Origin of the sequence: Photobacterium sp. SP02 (assembly GCF_038519165.1) — a bacterium.
Classification (GTDB): domain Bacteria; phylum Pseudomonadota; class Gammaproteobacteria; order Enterobacterales; family Vibrionaceae; genus Photobacterium; species Photobacterium halotolerans.
This window is the reverse complement of record NZ_JASJOJ010000004.1, coordinates 104431-125495: the sequence shown is the minus strand read 5'-3', so window position 1 is coordinate 125495 and position 21065 is coordinate 104431. Positions and strand designations below refer to the sequence as shown.

The window sequence follows — 21065 nt, the reverse complement described above, 5'->3', positions numbered from 1 at the left end:
AATCCCGGCTCACTGTGAGCCGGGATTTTTTTCATCTGATGATAACCGGCTATCCTACCCACCAGCAACACCTGTGGATGCTCAGGCTGCCGTCAGCCACTTTAGCGTCCGTGCTTTCAGGTACAAAAAAGCCCCACATTCGTGAGGCTCTGGGTTTTAACTTTTATCAGACGGAAAACGGATACTGTATCGGCTCATGGTGCTGATAATCTTCTACGTTAAAATCGTCCATAGTGACCCAGGTTTCCAGATCGTCCAGTGATTTAATCTCTGGGTTAATCACCAGCCGGGGCGATGGATACGGCTCTCGCTTGAGCTGAACATCGCGCATCAGCGCCAGTTGATCTTCATAGATATGCGCGTTGACAATCTTGTGGTAGGCCTTACCGGCTTTATGGCCTGTGATTTGCGCCATCAGAGCCAGCAAGGTGTAGACCTGAATCTGATTAAAATTGAGCCCGAGCGGCACATCGCAGGAACGCTGGTAGCTGGTCAGATACAGGCTGTCGCCCAACAGCGAAAAAGTATGAGTGTGCATACACGGGCGCAGGCAGCCCATCTCAAATTCACCCGGGTTATAAAACGTCAGTATCTCACCACGATCGTCGAGGCCACGGCTCAGATCATCGACAATCTTTCGCAGTTGATCCAAGGTGCTGCCATCAGACTTGCGCCAGCTTCTGCCCTGCACGCCGTACACACGGCCCATGTCGTCGGTACCTTTGCGGTGAGGATTACTCAGCCATGCCTGATTGTCATTGGCATTGGCATTCCATGTGTTACAACCGATCGCACGAAACTGTGCTGCACTGTCGTAGCCACGCAGATAGCCGAGCAGTTCGGCTATCGCCGCTTTCCAGTAACTTTTACGCGTGGTGATCAGCGGAAACTGATTGTTGGCAACATCATAAGTCAGGTCAGCGTTAATCAGCGTCAGGCAACGCTTGCCTGTCCGTTCATTGGTAACCCACTTACCTTCACTGATAATCCGCTGGCATAAATCTAAATACTGTTTCATGTCTCTGTTAACCCAAAATGGCGGGAGAAAATCTGCCTGCAAGCATACCATAATCACAAATCAGGCAGCCAATGGGCTGCCTGAAACGACTGTTAAGCGGTGCGGTGATTACCGGCCCGCTTATAGGCCCATACCATCAGCAGTGCACCGCCTATCACCATAGGCAGAGACAGAATCTGCCCCATGCTGATCCAGCCGGCAAACAGGCCAAGCTGAGCGTCGGGTTCACGGCAGTATTCAACCAGGAACCTGAACGAGCCGTAACCCAGCAGGAATAACCCGGATGCGGCACCCGCCGGACGCGGTTTACGGATAAAGACATTCAGGATGATCAGCAATACCAGGCCTTCCAGGAAAAACTCATATAACTGAGAAGGATGGCGAGGCAGCGGTCCGCCTGTCGGGAAAACCATGCCCCAGGGCACATCTGTTACCCGGCCCCAGAGTTCGCCATTGATGAAATTCCCAAGCCGGCCAGCGCCCAGACCGAACGGCACTAACGGCGCCACAAAGTCCGCCACGTCGAAGAAGCGGCGGCCATTGCGGTGGGCATACCAGACCATAGCGGTCATCACGCCTAATAAGCCACCATGGAACGACATGCCTCCGGTCCAGACTTTAAATAAGTAAAGCGGATCGGCCAGGAAGACTTCGAAGTTGTAAAACAAGACATAACCCACACGGCCGCCGATCACCACCCCCAGGAAACCCACAAACAGCAGGTCGCTGACTTGATCTCGTGTCCAGCCACTGCCTGGCTTATCTGCACGACGGTTTGCCAGCCAGAGCGCAAAGACGAAGCCCAGCAGGTACATCAATCCATACCAGCGGATCGCCAGCGGGCCGATTTGAAACAGGATTGGGTCAAAGTTTGGAAAAGTCAGATAACCTTGGCTCATTCAACATACTCGTGGTTAATCAATAAAGAAGTTCACGGCGGTACAGCATGTACCCACAATGAAAAGTCTCATGCCAGTCCCCGTGACTGACCCGAGTTAAAACAACATTTTACCACCCACAAATAACAAAAAGATGGCAAAGATTTTTTTCAGTGTCGGAGTCGGTAAGCGACTGACCATACGCGCGCCATATCGGGTGGTCAGCACAGAGGTGCAAACCACCCCCAACAGTGCCGGCAGATAGACATAACCCAGGCTGTAAGGCGGCAGGCTGTCATCACCGCTGCCCGCCACAATAAACCCGGCCATGCCCGCGATGGCAATAATGGACCCGCAAAAAGCGGCTGTCCCGATAGAACGACGCATTTCGACGCCATACCAGCTCAGATAAGGTACGATCAGCGAACCGCCACCGATTCCCGCTAAACTGGCCACCAGGCCAATCACACTGCCACTGCCGGCGATCGCAACCCGACCCGGAATAGGATGACGCCCTGTGACTTTCAATGAGAGCAGCATTTGCAGCGCCAGTAAAAGCACAATACCAGCAAATATCCTGGGCAGCCAATCCGCAGGCACCCACTCGGCCACAGCACTCCCGGCAATGCCCCCCAGCACCATACCCGGTGCGAGCAACCTGACCAAAGAGACATCCACATTCCCCAGCCGCAAATGGCTGCGCGCCGAAGAGCCGGACGTCAGCACAATACAGGCCAGCGAGGTCGCCAGCGCAATATGCATGACGACCCCAGATTCGATCCCGGTTTGGGGTAACATCCAGACTAACGCGGGGACAATTAATAATCCCCCGCCAATCCCCAGCAAACCTGCCAGCAGGCCGACCACAGCCCCCAGCCCCAGACACATCAGGAGCAGCCATACCATATCCGGCATCATTTACCTGCCCGGATGAAGCCGCCCATACCGCGTTGTTCGACAAACTCTGTTGCCATTTGCCTGACATCATGGCCGAAGGTCGCCTGTAACGCCTTATCGGCGAGTTGCGTCATATCGGCCAGACTGGCATGACGAAGGACATATTTAATTTTGGCAACGTTGCGGGTATTCATACTTAAAGAGCGGTATCCCATTCCAACCAAGAGTAAGGCGCCGAGAGGGTCACCAGCCAGTTCGCCACACACGCTCACCGGGATTGATAACGCATGGCTGGTATCCTGAATGTGCTTCAGTGCCTGAATGACTGCCGGATGGAAAGTATCATAGACACTGGCAACACGAGAATTGTTCCTGTCGACAGCTAATAAATATTGCGTTAAGTCGTTGCTGCCTACCGAAATAAAGTCGACCCGCCCTTTCAGGGCCGGCAGCTGATATAAGATCGACGGGACTTCGATCATAATGCCCAGTCTGGGTCGCTTGAGCACTTGTCCTTTGCTGGCAGCGTACACAGACACTTCATTAAAAGCACGTTCAATCAATGCTTTGGATTCATCCAGCTCAGGAATGCCGGAAATCATAGGCAAGAGTATGTCCATGTTATCAAGGCCAATACTGGCCTTGAGCATGGCCCTGACCTGAATAAGGAAAATTTCAGGATGATCCAGGGTAAAACGGATACCGCGCCAGCCAAGGAAAGGATTATCTTCTTCAATGGTCAGATAAGGCAACGGTTTATCGCCGCCTATGTCCAAGGTACGCATGACCACAGATTTACCCGGGTAAGAGGCCAGTATCGAGCGGTACTGAGCCGCCTGTTCCTCTTCCGACGGAAAACTGCGCTGCAGTAAAAATGGCACTTCGGTGCGGTACAGACCGACACCATCGACCCCTTTGTTGACAGCAATATTGGTGTCAGCACTTAATCCGGCATTCAGATACAGATAGATCCTTTCCTGATCTTCCGTTTCCGCCGCTTTATCCAGATCTTGTTCTACCAGAGCCGTCAGCTCATTTTCTTCTTTCAGTAACCGCTTGTATTCGGCCAGAATCTGCCGGTTGGGTTCAATGAGCAGATCGCCGCGATAACCGTCGACCACCACCAGAGCGTTGTGCACTTTTTCCGGGACAAAATCGACGCCCATGATGGCAGGAATGCCCAGCGCCCGGGAAAGAATCGCCGCGTGGGAGTTGGCGGCACCTTCCTGAGCCACCACAGCAGCCAGTTTATCTCGCGGAATACTGGCCAGCATGGCGGCGGTCAGCTCACGGGTCAGCAGGACGATAGGGGCATCCCACTGGTGCTCGACTCCCTCTTCGTTATGAAGGAAAAACAGCAGGCGCTGGCCAAGTTCGCGAATATCGTGCGACCGTTCGCGCAGGTAGTCATCCTTCATATTGGCAAAGCGAACCGAGTAGGCCTCCACTGTCTGCCTGACGGCCCATTCGGCCTGATCGCCGCCAGCGACTTTGGCAAACAGATCCTTACGCAGCATGGGATCATTGAGCAGGTGGCTGAACAGATCAAAAATCGCCAGAGTGTCTTTGTGCAGCTCGCTGTCAAAGCGTTTTCGCAACCGGCGAAACTCATTACTCGCCATCTCAATGGCAATGCTCAGGCGTTCCTGTTCAAACTCTCTGTCCAGACAGGAGGCAGGTGATACGGCTTCCAGCCGGGGCTGGTTGTCATCCCACCAGGCTTTGGCGATGGCAACCCCGGTTGAGGCCGCCGAACCGGTTAAATGCAGTCCGTCACGATGGCCGGGCCACATCCCCTGCGCTTTGGCATGCGCCAGAATCACCGCCAGCTGTGCGGCCAGCGTGACCATGAAAGATTCTTCGCTTTCAGTGAATTCACGCATATCGCGTTGCTGGATCACCAATACGCCAAGGACTTTGCGCTGATGGATAATGGGGGTGCCGAAAAAGGAGCGGAAGGTTTCTTCGTTGGTGCCCGGGATATGTTTGAAGTTAGGATGCTGGCGCGCATCGGCCACATTGACAGGTTCAGCCTGACGGCCAACCAGACCGACCAGACCTTCATCAAAGCCAAGCCCGACCTGATAAGAAGGCTTGGTCAGCCCCTGGGTAGCCATGAGCATATATTGCTTGCGGTGTTCATGAACAATGTAGACTGAGCAGCACTCAGTCTTCATTGCCTGGCAAATACTGACGACCAGCAGATCCAGCGCCTCGAGTAATGTCGGAGCACTGGCCACTTTCTCTACAATTTCTCTTAGCTGGGTCAGCATAAGCGTTACTTTCCCTAGGTTAACTCCGCTTGTGTTTACGTTTTAACTTGCGTTCCTTGCGCTCCTTGAAAGGCATCGCCATCGCCGCGAACTCTTTCAGCGCCCGGCGATAAACGTCCCGTTTAAAGGACACAACCTGACGAACCGGATACCAGTAGCTGACCCAACGCCAGCCATCGAACTCCGGTGTACTGCCACGCTGCATGTTCACCTTAGACTCATCGCATTCCAGACTCAGCAAAAACCATTTTTGCTTTTGTCCGATACAAACTGGTTTGGAATCCCACCTTACCAGACGTTTAGGTAATTTGTATCGCAGCCAATGACGGCTGGATGCCAGAATCCTAACGTCTTTTCTGGTGAGACCCACTTCCTCATACAGTTCACGGTACATGGCCTGTTCCGGGGTTTCCCCTTCATCAATACCGCCTTGTGGAAACTGCCAAGAGTGTTGTCCATATCGTCGAGCCCAAAATACCTGGCCATGGCTGTTACAGATAACTATCCCCACATTAGGGCGATATCCATCGCCATCAATCACTGGACGACCTCAAGTAAAAATATCAATTAACAGTGATTTTTTCACAGAATTAGCCTCAGGGTAAACATTCATTGTCATCAATCACTGTTTTTTCCTACCTAGCACTCACTTTATGGATAACTTAAGAGGAATTCAGAGGTTATAAACAAAGAAATGAGACCTCTCCCACATTTATTCACGCTTTCTGTGGATAGTTGTGTGTAGAAGCTCTTCTATTGTCCATTTAATCAACAATAAAGCAGGATCCAAACAATTGCCACCCCAGTACAGAAAAAACAACAAATAACTTAAATTCAAATACTTAAAACAACAACCAACTTAAAATACAGCTAAAGCCTCAACCGGTTTCCAGAGGATCATTGCGACTGGTTAAAGATCAACCACCCTTGGCTTTATCCACACCCCTCGATAATTAACGGTTAAATAAGCACCGCAAAAGCGTTTAAATACTGCGCAAAACCCTGTAGATACGTCCAGCTCATACAATATTCACATTGTTCAAAAAAGTACCTGTGGATATCTTCATCCCAGGATCCAACACAAACAACCTGATCAAGCGGATAGTCATTCACCTGCACAGCGTCTCAACTGTGTTAAAATACATGGCCAAGTTTTCGAAAAGTTACTCATCCTAATGACGATCTCCAGACGACCCGCTCCGACCTCAGAATCAGAACTCCTCAGCCGGGCACAGGCGCTGGCCGGCTGTACCCTGGGCGAGCTGGCTGAGCAGGCAGGACAAATCACCCCACCGGATTTACGCCGGGATAAAGGCTGGGTGGGCCAGTTGCTGGAATGGCATCTGGGGGCAACGGCAGGCAGCCAGCCCGTCCCTGATTTCGCCAATTTGGGCATTGAACTCAAAACTATCCCCATCAGCCATCTGGGCAAACCGCTGGAAACCACCTTTGTCTGTGTTGCCCCTCTGATTGGCTTGCAGGGCGTAAACTGGGAAAACAGCCATATCCGGCACAAGCTCGCCAGGGTCCTGTGGATCCCTGTTGAAGGGGAGCGTGAAATTCCGCTTGCTGCACGCCATGTCGGCTCTCCTCTGTTGTGGAGTCCATCTGCCGACGAAGAAGCCCGGTTACGCCAGGACTGGGAAGAGCTGATGGAACTGATAGTGCTGGGTAAAGTGGAGCAGATTACGGCCCGTCACGGCGAAGTCCTGCAGCTGAGGCCCAAAGCCGCCAACAGCAGAGTGCAGACCGATGCTTACGGCGCAGACGGTCACCCGATCAAAACCTTGCCCCGGGGCTTTTATCTCAAAACCCAGTTCACCGCCGAACTGCTCAAACGCCACTTTATGCTCTGATAACAGAGCGGGCTATACATTGATCGTCATGTCATCCTGGCAACACTCAGGTTTACCATCCAGTGAGAATTCATCATGAGGATCAATCGTCCTTAATGTGATCGACTTGATCCCAAGCGGCCGCAGAAAATCCCGCACCTGCTCCATGGTCTGAAAATGCAGCATGTTGTCATCATCATCCTTTAATGGCTCAAGATGATGTTTATATTCAACTTCCATCAGATAGTCTGCCCGACCGGCATAGCTGGTCAGTACGCACTTAGGAATTTCTTCTCCGGGTGACTTTACCCAGTGCTTGAATTGGGACAGTTTCATGATCACACCTTTTCAAAGGAACTGCTTTAACTATGTGCGAACATTCGCTTATCAGCAAGGTTTGACCGTGCAGCCTTTGGGATAACTGCTTCATTTTACTGCGGCTTCTCAGTAACCCTTTCCTAGGTTATAGTCAGGGAGAATTTGCGGTCCAAGGAGGGCAAATGAAATACCATAAGATCCCCCATTCAAACCTTGAAGTGAGCCAGATCGGCCTGGGTACCATGACCTTTGGCGAGCAAAATACTGAAGCCGAGGCACACAGCCAACTCGATTTTGCGCTGGAGCGCGGTATCAACCTGATTGATACTGCTGAAATGTATCCGGTGCCGCCGAAAGCTGACACACAGGGGCTGACCGAAGCCTATATCGGCAGCTGGCTGAAGAAATCGGGCAAACGCGACCAAGTGATTCTGGCGACCAAAGTTGCCGGCCCCCGTAATGTCCCCCACATCCGTGACAATATGGCACTCGACTGGCGAAATATTCACGAAGCCGTTGAAAACAGCCTGGAAAGATTGCAAACAGACTATATCGATCTGTATCAGTTGCACTGGCCTCAGCGAGAAACCAATTGCTTTGGCAAGCTCAACTACCCTTATCCCGATACCAACACCGGTGTCACCCTGACAGATTCGCTTGAAGCACTGGCCGAGCTGGTGCGGGCAGGCAAAATTCGCTACATCGGCTTGTCTAACGAGACCCCATGGGGGGTGATGTCTTTCCTGCGACTGGCAGAGAAACACGACCTGCCGCGGGTGGTGACCATTCAGAACCCCTATAACCTGCTCAACCGCAGCTTTGAAGTGGGTCTGGCTGAAATCAGCCATTATGAAGGGGTCAAATTACTGGCTTATTCTCCGATGGCCTTCGGCACCCTGAGCGGTAAATACCTCAATGGCAAAAAACCCGACGGTGCCCGCTGTTCGCTGTTTGAGCGCTTTGTCCGTTATTTCACGCCGCAAGGTGTGGCGGCCACGGAAGCCTATGTCAAAGTGGCAAGAAAACACGGTCTGGATCCGGCGCAAATGGCTCTGGCCTTTGTTAACCAGCAGCCGTTTAATGCCTCAACCCTGATTGGCGCAACCAGCCTGTCTCAGCTTGAAGCCAACATCGACAGCCTGTCGGTGGAACTCAGTGCAGACGTTCTGGCAGACTTAGAACAAGTCGGTATCACCTACTCAAATCCTTGTCCTTAATACTATTTTATTTTTCCAAGCTGAAAAAAAGCCCCCATCTAAGTGGGGGCTGTCAGTGTTTTTCAGACCTTACTCCGCAGAGTAAGGCCTGAGATTACGTCAGACTTCGCCACCTCAACGCTCGCCTCAGATGACGTGTTTTACGGCTGACTCGCAGACTGACCAGGGCTGAATCCACACGCAGGTCTTTGTCGATGCCCATATCTTTGAGAATATGTGGCGATAAATGTGGCAGATGAACCTGCATACGTCGGTGCTCGCGACGCCATGCTTCTTCTTCACGGTGTAAATCAAGACGGATAAGTAAAACAGCAAAACGTAAATAGACTGATTGGCGCATAAGTGTGCTCTCCAGGTTGATAAAATGGAGGGACGCAGATACGACCGTTTTCAGGCTGACAACATACTAGCCGCGACAGACGTATCCGCGGCCCATTTACAGAGTGTATTACTGTAAAAAGTAACTAAGATCGATGATCTTAGTGCTGATGGGAAGTGTGATCCTTAACACCAGCAGGACGCAGACATTTAGTATTGAATGTGCTCATTGTGTGTTCCTCCTGGTTATAAGATAGAATGATGTGATATGAGTGTTATTTTTGCCTGATAGTGCATCAAAAACAAGAAGTTATTTTGCATCACAGAATAAAAAGGGAAATACTCCACCGAATGCACAAGGCGATGGCTCAAGCCAGACAGATTGCTGTCTTTAGCCTAAAATATCAGCGTATTCCTCTTTCGCCGTACAGATGCCATTCAGCTTTCCGGTTTCGGTCAGGACAGTTTCATGGTTTTCATCATAGCCAGCAACGCTCTGCCCGCCTGGCCTAAAGCATGCTGGCTGCTCCATGCCAGATCTATCGGTTGCTTCCATGCCTGTGCCTCAAAGGCAGGTTCCAGTCTGACGATCTGCCCGGCCCGCACTCTGTCTCTGACCATGTCAGCGGGCAATACTGTCCAGCCGATACCCCGCTGAACCAGTTCCAGTGCAGACAGAATATGCTCAGTACGCCAGATAGCATCAGATACCCGCCATTCTTCACTGTCCTGACCATAGCGGCCTGTCAGTAATACCTGCCGGTATTGTCTGAGATCCGGCCAGTCCACTGTTTTCAGTGCCGCCAGTGGATGATTGCTGGCCGCCACACACCAGACATCAACCTGTCCCAGGCCATGGACAGCGATATCAGGATGCAGGAAAGACAACTGCACCATCAGCGCCAGCTGTGCCCGGCCTTCATTGAGCAGTTTCACCACATCCCCCATACCCACAGTCAGAATTTCCACCTCAACGAACGGAAAGCCGGATTCAAACTGCTGCAAGGTATCGGCCAGTGCCGGGATCATCGCCATGGATTCCACCACCAGGGTCAACTTGGGCTCCACCCCCTGCTGAAAACTGTCGGCAGCCACTTGCAGCTCCCCGCACTGTGCCAGCACCCGTCTGGCTTTGACCAGTAAGGCTTCACCATTAGGCGTCAGCACCGGCCATTTACCGCTGCGATCAAACAGTGCCAGATCGAAATCCGTTTCCAGATTAGCGATGGCGGTGCTGATAACCGACTGCGCTTTACCCAGCTTACGGGCTGCAGCCGAAAACGACCCCGTTTCCGCCGCGGTGACAAATGCCCTGAGCTGTTCAAGAGAGAAATCCAACTTAAAACCCTTAATCTATCTGTTATTACGATAGTAACTAACTTTTATCTATCTGTATTTAACTTAGTATATCTCCCGGTTCCGTTTTTCACTAAGAGGCTAAGAGTATGCGTACGCATTGGGACAGAATTCGTCATGCCGTTGGTTTTGAACTGATTGCGCTGGTGCTCATCACCCTGGTGCTGAGTCAGGGATTTGGCTTCGACATGGCCAAAATTGGTCTGTTGGGCATTGTGTTCTCAGTTATTGCCACCGTCTGGAACTATGTCTATAACCTGTGGTTTGATAGAGCCATGCTGAAGTACGCCGGCCATGTGCACAAAAGCACCAAACAACGAATTGTGCATGCGCTGGGCTTTGAGCTCTGTTTGTTGTGGCTGACGCTGCCCATCATGGCCTGGTGGCTGGAGATCGGTTTATGGCAGGCGCTGGTGATGGATATTGGCCTGGTGATCTTCTATCTGATTTACGCTTATGTTTATAACCTGACCTACGACAAAGTGTTTCCATTACCGGCAACACAGACGGCCTGACATGGTTAAGAATTCTGGCTCAGATCCCGCGGTGGCGGGATCAAGTCATGTTTGTTGAGCAGCCGGTACATAGTGGCGCGGGATACGCCAAGCTCACGGGCCGCCGCTGAAATCTGCCCCCGGTTATTCTCCAGTACACTTAACAAGGCGCTGCGTTCTGATTCTTCCCGGATTTTTTTCAGGCTCTGCTTATCATCGGCCTGCCTTGGCAACTCAAGATGATCGGCCTCAATATTCTTCTGCTCGGTCAGCAGCACAGCCCGTTTTATACGTCCAATCAGCTCCTGTACATTACCCGGCCAGTTATAGGTGACTATCGCCTGTCTGGCATTGTCAGAAAATGCTTTCACTCCGCAGTTATACTGGCGGGCATACTTGAGTAACATTGCATCGGCCAGCATCAGTAAGTCGTCTCCGCGCTCACGCAGAGGCGGTACCGTCAGGCTAAGCACATTCAGCCGGTAGAAAAGCGCTTTGCTCAGCCGCCCTTCACTGACTAAAGTATCAAGCGGATAATGTGTCGCAGCGATCAGCCTGGGCTCGGCACAGACCTCAGAGCCGTTTTCCTTGGTAAAGCGCCCGTCCTGCAGCCACTGAACCAGCTCTTGCTGGCGATCCTGAGGTAATGAGGTGACTTCATTGAGAAACAGCACACCGTCTCTGGCCGCCTCAAAACAGCACTCAGACTCGGTGCCCTTCACTGCCCAGCTCTGGCCGATACTTGAGCAATTCACAGTAACAAAACGCCCTTTGGCGCGGGTTGAAGCCTGAAAAATGGCCTCAGCGACCATTTCCTTGCCTGTGCCTATCTCCCCCTGAATCAAGACCGGCATGTCCGCCGCCGCCAGGCGTTTCACGTGCTGCAGCAGCTTTTTCATGACAGGTGTATTGCCCTGGAGTCCCTGCTGGCCGAAGTGACCGAGTTTGGGCCAGACTTTGCGTTCCAGTGTCAGCATACCGCGCTGGTGGCCTAAAGTTTTCAGCAACTGGGATTCAGGAATCGGCGAGGTAAAATAATCAATACAGAAACTGACGATAAACTGGCAGACAGATTCGATGCTGAGCTGTTCGTCTCTGACCAGGGCCAGCCATCGTACCTGCTTATGGCGGTTTACCAGACTGGCAATCGCCTGCAGACTGAAGTCATCATGGCTCAGATCAACCACCCCCAGGCAAGGGCCGGTTTCGAGTAATAAAGTTTCTGCTGCCCGCAGATCGTGACAATGATGACAAATCCATCCGGCCTGCTTCAACGCATTCAGCCAGGGGATAGTGTGTCCCCCGAGCAACACCAGTTCACCGTGCCAGATATCCTTGCGCGCATCCATTCCCATTCGCTCACCCATTTCACCGGTAGCTGCACCATTCAGAGCACACTGCTACAGTGCTTCTGATCATAAAAATGCAAAACAGTATTCAACAAGTATAAGAGACAGGATCGCCAGATAACAAAAATATCACCTGTAATAAACAAAACAGGCGATATTTTCAGAAGGGCTTCAAGAGGATAAGGTTTAAAAACCGGAGATTAGGATTTTTTTGCCATACAGGCTTCGTTCGTCACAGGTTCGCTGACAAAGCCGCCGGCGCCTGTGTACCAAAAGCGTACCCCCAGCCCCATGGCAATGGCATCACCAAAATTCTCACACGCGACATCAACCAGAGCAGGCTTCACTTTTGACGCATCCAGCTGCCAGTTCCACCGTGTGCTGCGTAACTGGCGAATAATAGTTAACAGCGAGCGCTCACTGTCAAAGTGGTACTGGCGCACTTCGCCCCGATCTCCCTCAGGAGGTAAATCATTAAACTTAGTGAATTCTTGTTTCCACTCTTCAGGCAACGAACCGACAAAGTCGGTCGGCGGTTGAGTCAGTGCCATTGCTGCACAACCACTGAGCACCATGGCGCCAAAAGCAGGAATGATCGTTTTTTTCATTTATCAGCCTAACGTTGTTCACATCACCACAAAGGCTGAATTATGACACTTTACTCATAAATTCATCTATAGCGGATAACAAAAAATGTTAAATGTCGCTGAAATACATTTTACCTTTCAGCCAGCGGTACGACTTCGCGCACCGTTGTCGCTTTGAAGGCATAAAAAAAGCCACTTCTGCTGAAGTGGCTTAGAGAGATGCTGTGTCTCAGCGCATCAGTTCTGCGGCCGCATGGCCGGGAACAGGATTACGTCACGAATGGTATGGCTGTTGGTAAACAGCATCACCAGACGGTCGATACCAATCCCCTGACCCGCCGTCGGTGGCAGACCGTGTTCCAGCGCTGTAATGTAATCAGCATCGTAGAACATGGCTTCATCATCACCGGCATCTTTGGCATCCACCTGGGCTTTGAAGCGCTGGTCCTGATCTTCTGCATCGTTCAGCTCCGAGAAGCCGTTGGCCACTTCACGGCCACCAATGAAGAACTCAAAACGGTCGGTAATGAACGGATTATCATCATTACGGCGCGCCAGCGGTGAAATATCAGCAGGATATTCAGTGATGAAGGTTGGCTGCAGCAGTTTAGGCTCGGCCGTTTCACCAAAGATTTCTTCCAGCAGCTGACCACAGGTCCAGAAAGGTTCAACCTGGATGTGCAGCGATTTCGCGATACCCACCATCAGATCACGATCCTGCACCTGCTCATAGGTCAGGGTCTGAATGGTGTCATGGTTCGGGTTGTATTGCTTGATGGCGTCCAGCATGCTCAGACGCGGATATGGACCTTTAAATTCAATCACTTCATCGCCATATGGCAGACCGGTAGCACCGCACAGGTCCTGCGCAATAGAGCTCAGCATGTCTTCGGTCAGATCCATCAGATCACGGTAATCCGCATACGCCATATAGAATTCCATCATAGTGAATTCTGGGTTATGGCGCGGCGACAGACCTTCGTTACGGAAGTTACGGTTGATTTCGAATACACGCTCAAAACCACCGACCACCAGACGCTTGAGGTACAGCTCAGGCGCAACACGCAGGTACATATCAATATCGAGCGCGTTGTGATGGGTGATAAACGGACGCGCAGTCGCGCCGCCAGGAATCACGTGCATCATAGGCGTTTCCACTTCCATGAACCCTTTCGTAGTCATGAACTGGCGAATCGCATTAACCACTTTGGAGCGCATCAGCATAGTATTGCGCGAATCTTCGTTAACGATCAGATCCACATAACGCTGGCGGTAACGCTGTTCCTGGTCAGTCAGACCATGAAATTTTTCAGGTAACGGACGCAGTGCTTTGGTCAGCAGTTGATACTCGTCAAAGTTGACGTACAGATCACCCTTGCCGGACTTATGCAAAGCCCCTTTCACACCTATGATGTCGCCAATGTCGAGACCTGAATATTTTTCTTTCAGCTCTTTCTGTACATCTTTGGACGCATAAGCCTGAATACGGCCGGAGACATCCTGGATCGCCAGGAATGGACCACGCTTGGCCATGATACGACCGGCAATCGCCACAATGTTGTTGGCTTCTTCCAGCTCTTCTTTGGTTTTATCACCAAAGGTGGCCTGCAGATCAGCAGCCAGGCTATCGCGGCGGAAATCGTTCGGGTGGCCGTTTGCTTTGCAATCCTGACGAATGTGTTCCAGTTTCGCGCGACGCTCTGCAATCAGTTTGTTTTCGTCTTGTACTTGTTCAGTCATGGTTAACCTTAACAACAGTTCGGGGCCGGTATTAAAGACCGGATTTCAGACTAGCTTCGATGAAGCGGTCCAGGTCTCCGTCCAGCACCGCCTGGGTATTGCGGTTCTCGACACCGGTACGCAGATCTTTGATTCGGGAATCATCCAGCACATAAGAGCGGATTTGGCTGCCCCAGCCAATATCAGACTTCGCATCTTCATTCGCCTGTTTCTCGGCGTTCTGCTTTTGCATTTCCAGTTCAAACAGCTTAGCTTTCAGCTGTTTCATCGCCTGATCTTTGTTCTTATGCTGAGAACGGTCATTCTGACACTGCACCACAGTGTTGGTCGGTACGTGAGTAATACGTACCGCAGATTCCGTGGTGTTAACGTGCTGACCACCCGCGCCTGAGGCACGGTAGACATCAATCCGCAAATCAGACGGATTAATATCAACAGCAATATTGTCATCCACTTCCGGATACACGAAAGCCGAGGCAAAAGACGTATGACGGCGGCCGCCAGAATCGAACGGCGACTTGCGCACCAGACGGTGAACACCGGTTTCAGTGCGCAGCCAGCCGTAAGCGTACTCACCGCTGATCTTCACCGTGGCGGATTTCAGCCCGGCCACATCGCCTTCAGAGACTTCAATCACTTCTGTTTTGAAGCCCTTGGCCTCAGCCCAGCGCAGGTACATGCGCAGCATCATGGAAGTCCAGTCTTGTGCCTCTGTGCCACCGGAACCGGCCTGCAGGTCGACATAGCAATCTGCGCTATCGTGATCGCCGGCAAACATACGACGGAATTCAAGCTGTTCCAGCTTGTTGACCAGCTCGTCCAGTTCAGGACCGATCTCGTCAAAGGTTTCCTGATCGCTTTCTTCGATCGCCAGCTCAAGCAGACCTTCGACGTCTTCAACGCCCTGATCCAGCTGGTCGATGGTTTCCACCACAGCTTCAAGCGCTGCACGCTCTTTACCTAATGCCTGAGCACGCTCTGGCTCATTCCAGACATCAGGTTGCTCTAATTCTGCGTTGACTTCTTCAAGACGCTCTTTTTTAGCATCGTAGTCAAAGGTACCCCCTAAGGATGTCGGTCCGTGCAGACACATCCTCAAGACGGTTTTTAATAGGATTAACTTCGAACATTGCCACTCTTCTTAGCCTTTTCGCCGAAACGGACATAACCGGAGGATTCTAGCGAATTGCGGCAGGAATAAACAGAGGATCACAAAACTTATCCAAAATATCGCTCGCAATATTGACAGCATGGATTTTCGGACAAAAGAAAAACGGTGAAGCAGGCGCTTCACCGTTGCACAGATTATACCGCCTCGAGGTACTCAACCATCAGCTGAACGCTACGATTGCCCCGAAACTCATTGATATCCAGACGATACACCAGGTTGACCTGTTGTACCGAGGCATCCGGCCAGCGCCGGACATCAATATTGAATGCAATGGCATCTATCATGCTGCCGCCATCGACAGGCTCCAGCATCATTTTCAGGTGCTTGCTGCCGACCAGACGCTGCTGCAGCAAGCGGAAGCGGCCATCAAAGCTCGGTTCCGGGAACTGCTGCCCCCAGGGACCGGCACCGCGTATCAGCTCGGCCGTGTCCATCGTCATCTCCTGCGCTGCAAGCTCACCGTCGGTCAGCAAGATACCGCGCAGGGCAGACTCATCCAGCTCATCCCGCACCGCCTGATCGAAGGCTTTGCTGAATGCCTCAAACTTATCGGCGGCGAGCGTCAATCCTGCGGCCATGGCGTGACCGCCAAATTTGAGGATCATCCCCGGGTTGCGGGTATCGATCAGATCCAGCACATCACGCATATGCAGGCCGGGTATCGACCGGCAGGACCCTTTGATTTCGCCCTCGCCCGCCGCGGCAAAGGCAATCACAGGGCGGTGGTACAACTCTTTGATCCGCGACGCCAGAATGCCGATAACCCCTTGATGCCAGTCCGCCTGATACAGCGCCAGCCCGTAAGGCATGTCTTTTTGGCTAAATTTTAAACGCTCGCAAATCGCCAGCGCCTCTTCTTTCATGCCCTGTTCGATTTCTTTGCGTGTCTGATTGAGGCCGTCCAGCTCGACCGCCATTCGCCGCGCCGACTGAATGTCCTCGCACAACAGCAGCTCAACGCCAAAAGACATATCATCCAGACGACCGGCAGCATTGATGCGCGGGCCCAGCGCGAAACCCAGATCGCTGGCCACCAGCCGGGACGGGTCACGGTTGGCCACTTCGATCAGCGCCTTAATCCCCGGCCGGCATTGCCCGGCGCGAATGCGCTGCAGGCCCTGATGCACCAGAATCCGGTTATTACCATCCAGTGCGACCACATCGGCCACTGTGCCCAGGGCCACCAAATCTAATAACCCGGCTAAGTTGGGTTCAGGGATCCCCTGCTCGGTAAACCAGTTCTGCTGACGCAACGCCGCCCGCAGTGCCAGCATCAGATAGAAAGCCACCCCCACCCCGCACAGGGCTTTGGACGGAAAGTCACAGCTGTGCAGATTCGGATTGACGATAGCATCGGCGGCTGGCAGGACATCCCCCGGCAAGTGGTGATCGGTCACCAGCACCCGGATGCCTTTTTCTTTCGCCGCGGCAACCCCAGCCACCGACGAGACACCGTTATCCACCGTCATGATGATTTCCGCACCACGGGCAGCGGCCTGTTCAGCGACTTCCGGGCTCAGGCCATAGCCATCATCAAAACGGTTCGGCACCAGATAATCGACATTGCGGCAACCTAACTGGCGCAGCGCCAGAACCGAGAGCGCTGAGCTGGTGGCGCCATCGGCATCGAAATCGCCCACCACAATAATGCGCTTGTGTTCTCGCAATGCATCAATCAGCAAATTGACGGCAGCATCAATCCCATTAAGTTGGTCATAACTGTGCAGCCCCTTGGCGCCCCGCTCCAGATCTGTGTCAGAGCGCAGCCCCCGGCTGGCATAAATACGCTTCAGCAGAGGGTGGATCTCAGAGGAAAAACCTGAGGTATCCGCTTCAGGACGACGCTTGATTTCGATTTTCATTAGACTACTTAATGGCGATTGGCAGATGGGGAAAATGAGAAGGTGTTATATCAAAAAACCGCAGCGGCGGGTACCCGAACAGGCCAATCCAGCACCGGGCTCACAAGCCAAATCACTCAAACGGCTCAGCCGGATGCTGAAAACGCAACAGCCCGCAAGCGCTGCGGGCTGTTGGTCAGCAGAGGCAATAATTAACTGCGGCTGTTGAGAAATTGCAGCAGCCGGCTAGCCGGTTGATAGCCAGGCAGCATAGTCCCGTCTTCCAGTACCAGCGCAGGCGTACCTGTCACGCCCATGGCCACACCCAGCTGATAATGCTTCATCACCAGCGAGTCATTATGCGGACTTTGCTCAATATTCAGCTTGCCTTTCTTGGCGTCATCCATGGCCTGCGCCCGGTTTTTCGATGCCCAGATAGCGCTCATCTCGCCGAAATTCTGCGAACGCTCACCACCGCGCGGGAAAGCCAGATAACGGATAGTGATACCGGCATCGTTGTAGGCCTGCATTTCACTGTGCAGTTTACGGCAATAGCCACAGCTGGTATCGGTAAAGACAGTCACCACGTATTTTTCCTCTTTGGCCGGATAGACGATCATTTCGCCTTCCATGCCTTTGAGCTTGTCTTTGTTGATCGAGGCCATTTTCTGTTCAGTCAGATTGACAGGCTCACCGTCCACTGACTGATACAGGTGACCGGCAACAAAATACTGACCGTCATCAGACATATAAATAATACCGCGCTCGGTCACCACCTCGTTCATACCCTTGAGCGGTGATGGCGTCACTGACGCTGCAGTCAGGCCCAGCGGATTCAACGTGGCTTCAATGGCACGGGCATCAGGTTCTGCACTGGCAGAAAAAGCCGTGAGCGCAGCCAGTGCCACAAGCAGGGGACGGCGGGAAAATGGCATGAAAACATCCTTAACAAATCGTTGGCAATTCAGGGATAGTCCCTGTGAATACTATACAGACCCTTTGAGTATGGCCATCTTTCAAAGTTCAATCTCAAAAGGCAAGTGATTTCATAATCCGGTGGCTCTGCAGGGTTATGATTGGGATCTCTGCCCCAGTAAACACGGGTCTGAGTGTCACAAAAGATCACTGCTGGTTTCAGGCTCGCGGATGGTGCTCCTGATGCAGCTGCTTCAGACGCTCGGTTGCCACATGAGTATAGATCTGTGTGGTAGATAAATCACTGTGACCTAACAACATTTGCACGACCCTGAGGTCCGCGCCGTAATTGAGCAGGTGGGTGGCAAACGCATGGCGCATGACGTGCGGCGACAAGGTATCGGCATCAATCCCGGCCAGCACCGCATAGTGCTTAATGCGATGCCAGAAGGTCTGACGCGTCATCTGACGGGCACGCTTGCTGGGAAACAGAACATCTGAACTGACCTCGCCCAACAGGTACGGGCGTCCCTGAACCAGAAAGGTTTCAATCCATTCCATCGCCTCTTCCCCCATAGGCACCAGGCGTTCTTTGTCCCCTTTACCCGTGACCCTGACCACGCCCTGGCGCAGACTGACGTTATCCATCCGCAGGCTCACCAGCTCAGTGACCCGCAGGCCCGTTGCATACAGCAGCTCGAGCATGGCTTTATCGCGCAGCTCGAGCGGATCATTAACATCCGGCGCGCCCAGCAAGGCACTGACCTGATCTTCGCTAATGTCCTTCGGCAGCCGCTGCGGCAATCTGGGACTGTGCAAAATGGCACTGGGATCGTCTTCCCTGAGTTTTTCCCGGTGAAAATACTGAAACAGCCGCCGCAGCGCCGAGGTCATCCTGGCCCGGGAACTTTGCTTGAAGTCTTGCTCAAACAGCCATTGCTGGTAATCCTGCAGATCGCCGGAGTGCAGTGACAACAGCGACTGACGGCGAGACTCCAGCCATTGCTGCAGTTTCATTAAATCATTACGGTACGAAGACAGGGTGTTGGCCGACAGCCCCCGCTCCATCCACATCGCATCTAAAAAGCGCTCGATCAGGGCGATATCGTTATTGGTTTCCACGTCGCGCCACTCCCAAAACATCTGGATATAAACACAGTATATTGCAGCATAGTACTGAATTTCTCCTGCAATGTAACTAGGTGCGCTCGCTTGAGGGATGCACCCGGACGCCTGACAGGGTAAAATCAGCGCAAATTAGTTGCCACCCCAGGAAATATCAGTATGAAAATCGGCCTGTTTTACGGCTCGACCACCTGCTATACCGAAATGGCCGCGGAGAAAATCCGCGATTGCATCGGCGGCGAGCTGGTTGAGCTGCACAACATCAAAGAAGCGGCGCTCAGCGAGATGAACCAGTATGATCTGCTGATCCTGGGCATCTCGACCTGGGACTTTGGTGAACTGCAGGAAGACTGGGAAGCGGTCTGGAATCAACTGGATGGCCTGACACTGACCGGAAAAACCGTCGCCCTGTTCGGCTTGGGCGATCAGGAAGGCTACACAGAATGGTACCTGGACGCCATGGGCATGCTGCACGATCAGCTGCTGCCGACCGGTGCCCAGTTCGTTGGCTACTGGCCAAATCAAGGCTACAACTTTGAAGCCTCAAAAGCCCTGACCGAAGACAAGAGCCTGTTTGTCGGGCTGGCACTGGATGAAGACAGCCAGTACGAACTCAGTGATGAGCGCATCCAGCAATGGTGCGAGCAGGTGCTGACCGAGTACGCCGATTCACTCTAGCCCGATCTCTGCCGCCCGCAATAATACGGGCGGCAGTGTTGCCTGGCTTACTCTGCTGTTCTTGCCGAAAAATTCGCGTTAATCCTCAGCTTAAGATATTCCGCAGCCGTAATGGGCGGGTACTTACCGAGCGGCCCCTGAATCACCACATCCTTGTTGGCCTGGCAGAAGAAAGCCAGGCTGTAGCGGGAGTGCTGATTCTCTTGCGGATAAGGCATTCTGACCCGGTGCAGGGTCGACTTGAGCTGATCATCACTCCAGCGCATCAGCATGTCACCGATGTTGCAGGTGATAATATCCGCCTGCGGCACCACATTGCACCAGAGGGGCTGATGCCGGGCATCTTTGCCGGCAGCGACTTGCAACCCGCCCTGATTGGCCTGCTGAAAGACCATAGTCAGGCAGTCGAAATCCGTGTGGGCGCCGGCGCGCCAGTGATTGTCACCTTGCGGTAATACCGCCATCGGTAAGTAATGCAGCAGCCGCAATGTACTCTGATAATGCTCAGAGTCAGGCTGATGCACCCGCGCAAAGAAATCCCGCTCAAACCCTAACTTATCCGCAAAGCAGGACAGAATATCCATCCCCAGCCGCCAGGTCTGACGTTCAAAATCGAGCATAATGGACTGAAAATCGGCCACTTCATCCGGTTCGGGCCATAGGCCCGCCATGTGCGGTAAGGTGATCTGGTACGACTCTTTCTGATCGGCCGTCCCTGTTGACGGCCGCACCTGAGCTTTGAATTCCCAGCCGGCATTGAGGCCGTCTTTCAGCGGGTAAGCCTGCTTTTTCGCTGTGCTGAGCGCAAAAAATTGCTCACTGGTAACAAAAGCGCGCTGAATGTCGCGCAGCGCGATCCCATGGTTTTTGATCTGGAAAAAACCGACCTCAGTGGCCGCCAGCCACAGGGCTTCAGTGATGGCTTGGCGTCTGTTATCAAAGTCACTGAGATCAATGACAGGAATGCTGACATGGTCTGATTCCAGCCCACGCTGGCCCAGGGTCGATTCCACCTTAAGCTCATCCAGCACATAAACTGATTGTTTCATCTTGTT

The 21065-nt window shown here is 52.6% G+C and carries 20 protein-coding genes; 4 read left to right on the top strand and 16 right to left on the bottom strand.

What is annotated here, in order from left to right:
- Positions 1-166 precede the first annotated feature (166 nt).
- From P0Y67_RS03215 to rppH, 5 genes are all read right to left on the bottom strand, one after another.
- The gene (locus tag P0Y67_RS03215; protein WP_342390724.1) at positions 167-1018 is read right to left on the bottom strand and encodes a thymidylate synthase; all 852 of its coding nucleotides are present in this window, start codon (positions 1016-1018) and stop codon (positions 167-169) included.
- Positions 1019-1110: 92 nt separating this feature from the next.
- A complete protein-coding gene (lgt, locus tag P0Y67_RS03210) occupies positions 1111-1917 on the bottom strand; it encodes a prolipoprotein diacylglyceryl transferase (protein ID WP_342390723.1) in 807 nt (268 codons plus the stop codon).
- A gap of 96 nt (positions 1918-2013) precedes the next feature.
- A complete protein-coding gene (locus P0Y67_RS03205; protein ID WP_342390722.1) occupies positions 2014-2814 on the bottom strand; it encodes a sulfite exporter TauE/SafE family protein in 801 nt (266 codons plus the stop codon).
- On the bottom strand, positions 2811-5066 hold the full coding sequence (ptsP, locus tag P0Y67_RS03200; RefSeq protein ID WP_342390721.1) for a phosphoenolpyruvate--protein phosphotransferase: 2256 nt from the start codon (positions 5064-5066) through the stop codon (positions 2811-2813). The genes P0Y67_RS03205 and ptsP overlap by 4 nt, the downstream gene beginning before the upstream one ends.
- A 19-nt stretch (positions 5067-5085) precedes the next feature.
- Positions 5086-5607 (bottom strand): RNA pyrophosphohydrolase, encoded by a 522-nt coding sequence (rppH, locus tag P0Y67_RS03195; protein ID WP_027253098.1) that lies wholly within the window; start codon positions 5605-5607, stop codon positions 5086-5088.
- 634 nt (positions 5608-6241) lie between these two features.
- Between rppH and mutH the strand changes: the two genes are divergently transcribed.
- A complete protein-coding gene (gene mutH / locus P0Y67_RS03190; protein WP_342390720.1) occupies positions 6242-6922 on the top strand; it encodes a DNA mismatch repair endonuclease MutH in 681 nt (226 codons plus the stop codon).
- A 12-nt stretch (positions 6923-6934) separates the two neighbouring features.
- On the opposite strand, the gene P0Y67_RS03185 is transcribed toward mutH, so the two are convergent.
- Positions 6935-7237, bottom strand: coding sequence for a DUF6482 family protein (locus P0Y67_RS03185; RefSeq protein WP_342390719.1), 303 nt, complete (start codon positions 7235-7237; stop codon positions 6935-6937).
- A gap of 164 nt (positions 7238-7401) precedes the next feature.
- On the opposite strand from P0Y67_RS03185, the gene P0Y67_RS03180 reads away from it, so the two are divergent.
- Positions 7402-8436, top strand: coding sequence for an NADP(H)-dependent aldo-keto reductase (locus P0Y67_RS03180; protein WP_342390718.1), 1035 nt, complete (start codon positions 7402-7404; stop codon positions 8434-8436).
- A gap of 94 nt (positions 8437-8530) precedes the next feature.
- Here P0Y67_RS03180 and P0Y67_RS03175 read toward each other — a convergent pair whose 3' ends face one another.
- Together P0Y67_RS03175 and P0Y67_RS03170 are read right to left on the bottom strand one after the other, a co-directional pair.
- Positions 8531-8776, bottom strand: coding sequence for a hypothetical protein (locus P0Y67_RS03175; RefSeq protein WP_192015556.1), 246 nt, complete (start codon positions 8774-8776; stop codon positions 8531-8533).
- Between the two features lie 434 nt (positions 8777-9210).
- Positions 9211-10092, bottom strand: coding sequence for a LysR family transcriptional regulator (locus P0Y67_RS03170; RefSeq protein ID WP_342390717.1), 882 nt, complete (start codon positions 10090-10092; stop codon positions 9211-9213).
- A 107-nt stretch (positions 10093-10199) separates the two neighbouring features.
- Between P0Y67_RS03170 and P0Y67_RS03165 the strand changes: the two genes are divergently transcribed.
- Complete coding sequence (locus P0Y67_RS03165; RefSeq protein WP_342390716.1) at positions 10200-10625, top strand: PACE efflux transporter; 426 nt, start codon at positions 10200-10202, stop codon at positions 10623-10625.
- 5 nt (positions 10626-10630) lie between these two features.
- Here P0Y67_RS03165 and P0Y67_RS03160 read toward each other — a convergent pair whose 3' ends face one another.
- The 7 genes from P0Y67_RS03160 to xerD form a co-directional block, all read right to left on the bottom strand.
- The gene (locus tag P0Y67_RS03160; RefSeq protein ID WP_342390715.1) at positions 10631-11959 is read right to left on the bottom strand and encodes a sigma-54-dependent transcriptional regulator; all 1329 of its coding nucleotides are present in this window, start codon (positions 11957-11959) and stop codon (positions 10631-10633) included.
- A 194-nt stretch (positions 11960-12153) separates the two neighbouring features.
- The gene (locus tag P0Y67_RS03155; RefSeq protein ID WP_342390714.1) at positions 12154-12561 is read right to left on the bottom strand and encodes a hypothetical protein; all 408 of its coding nucleotides are present in this window, start codon (positions 12559-12561) and stop codon (positions 12154-12156) included.
- Between the two features lie 216 nt (positions 12562-12777).
- Positions 12778-14280, bottom strand: coding sequence for a lysine--tRNA ligase (gene lysS, locus P0Y67_RS03150; protein WP_342390713.1), 1503 nt, complete (start codon positions 14278-14280; stop codon positions 12778-12780).
- A gap of 31 nt (positions 14281-14311) precedes the next feature.
- Positions 14312-15410 (bottom strand): peptide chain release factor 2 gene (gene prfB, locus P0Y67_RS03145; RefSeq protein WP_155804900.1). Its coding sequence is split into 2 segments (ribosomal slippage): positions 14312-15334 and positions 15336-15410, totalling 1098 coding nucleotides; the frame shifts between segments, so codons are not numbered across the junction.
- A gap of 175 nt (positions 15411-15585) precedes the next feature.
- Positions 15586-17313 carry a single-stranded-DNA-specific exonuclease RecJ gene (gene recJ, locus P0Y67_RS03140; protein ID WP_342390712.1) on the bottom strand — a complete coding sequence of 576 codons (1728 nt, stop codon included), beginning with the start codon at positions 17311-17313 and terminating at the stop codon, positions 15586-15588.
- A 191-nt stretch (positions 17314-17504) separates the two neighbouring features.
- Positions 17505-18227: a bifunctional protein-disulfide isomerase/oxidoreductase DsbC gene (gene dsbC, locus P0Y67_RS03135; RefSeq protein WP_027253110.1), complete on the bottom strand. Its 723-nt coding sequence runs from the start codon at positions 18225-18227 to the stop codon at positions 17505-17507.
- 199 nt (positions 18228-18426) lie between these two features.
- Positions 18427-19281, bottom strand: coding sequence for a site-specific tyrosine recombinase XerD (gene xerD, locus P0Y67_RS03130; RefSeq protein ID WP_446728791.1), 855 nt, complete (start codon positions 19279-19281; stop codon positions 18427-18429).
- 210 nt (positions 19282-19491) lie between these two features.
- On the opposite strand from xerD, the gene fldB reads away from it, so the two are divergent.
- On the top strand, positions 19492-20010 hold the full coding sequence (gene fldB / locus P0Y67_RS03125; protein WP_342390710.1) for a flavodoxin FldB: 519 nt from the start codon (positions 19492-19494) through the stop codon (positions 20008-20010).
- A 47-nt stretch (positions 20011-20057) separates the two neighbouring features.
- Here fldB and P0Y67_RS03120 read toward each other — a convergent pair whose 3' ends face one another.
- The gene (locus P0Y67_RS03120; RefSeq protein ID WP_342390709.1) at positions 20058-21059 is read right to left on the bottom strand and encodes an isopenicillin N synthase family dioxygenase; all 1002 of its coding nucleotides are present in this window, start codon (positions 21057-21059) and stop codon (positions 20058-20060) included.
- Positions 21060-21065: the final 6 nt, after the last annotated feature.

Bases quoted from the DNA above. Each gene is read 5' to 3' on its own strand.
- P0Y67_RS03185 (WP_342390719.1), bottom strand. From the start codon at position 7,237: ATGAAACTGTCCCAATTCAAGCACTGGGTAAAGTCACCCGGAGAAGAA.
- recJ (WP_342390712.1), bottom strand. From the start codon at position 17,313: ATGAAAATCGAAATCAAGCGTCGTCCTGAAGCGGATACCTCAGGTTTT.
- dsbC (WP_027253110.1), bottom strand. From the start codon at position 18,227: ATGCCATTTTCCCGCCGTCCCCTGCTTGTGGCACTGGCTGCGCTCACG.
- xerD (WP_446728791.1), bottom strand. From the start codon at position 19,281: ATGTGGATGGAGCGGGGGCTGTCGGCCAACACCCTGTCTTCGTACCGT.
- P0Y67_RS03120 (WP_342390709.1), bottom strand. From the start codon at position 21,059: ATGAAACAATCAGTTTATGTGCTGGATGAGCTTAAGGTGGAATCGACC.
- P0Y67_RS03215 (WP_342390724.1), bottom strand. From the start codon at position 1,018: ATGAAACAGTATTTAGATTTATGCCAGCGGATTATCAGTGAAGGTAAG.
- lgt (WP_342390723.1), bottom strand. From the start codon at position 1,917: ATGAGCCAAGGTTATCTGACTTTTCCAAACTTTGACCCAATCCTGTTT.
- ptsP (WP_342390721.1), bottom strand. From the start codon at position 5,066: ATGCTGACCCAGCTAAGAGAAATTGTAGAGAAAGTGGCCAGTGCTCCG.
- mutH (WP_342390720.1), top strand. From the start codon at position 6,242: ATGACGATCTCCAGACGACCCGCTCCGACCTCAGAATCAGAACTCCTC.
- P0Y67_RS03180 (WP_342390718.1), top strand. From the start codon at position 7,402: ATGAAATACCATAAGATCCCCCATTCAAACCTTGAAGTGAGCCAGATC.
- P0Y67_RS03160 (WP_342390715.1), bottom strand. From the start codon at position 11,959: ATGGGAATGGATGCGCGCAAGGATATCTGGCACGGTGAACTGGTGTTG.
- lysS (WP_342390713.1), bottom strand. From the start codon at position 14,280: ATGACTGAACAAGTACAAGACGAAAACAAACTGATTGCAGAGCGTCGC.
- P0Y67_RS03155 (WP_342390714.1), bottom strand. From the start codon at position 12,561: ATGAAAAAAACGATCATTCCTGCTTTTGGCGCCATGGTGCTCAGTGGT.
- P0Y67_RS03205 (WP_342390722.1), bottom strand. From the start codon at position 2,814: ATGATGCCGGATATGGTATGGCTGCTCCTGATGTGTCTGGGGCTGGGG.
- P0Y67_RS03175 (WP_192015556.1), bottom strand. From the start codon at position 8,776: ATGCGCCAATCAGTCTATTTACGTTTTGCTGTTTTACTTATCCGTCTT.
- fldB (WP_342390710.1), top strand. From the start codon at position 19,492: ATGAAAATCGGCCTGTTTTACGGCTCGACCACCTGCTATACCGAAATG.
- P0Y67_RS03165 (WP_342390716.1), top strand. From the start codon at position 10,200: ATGCGTACGCATTGGGACAGAATTCGTCATGCCGTTGGTTTTGAACTG.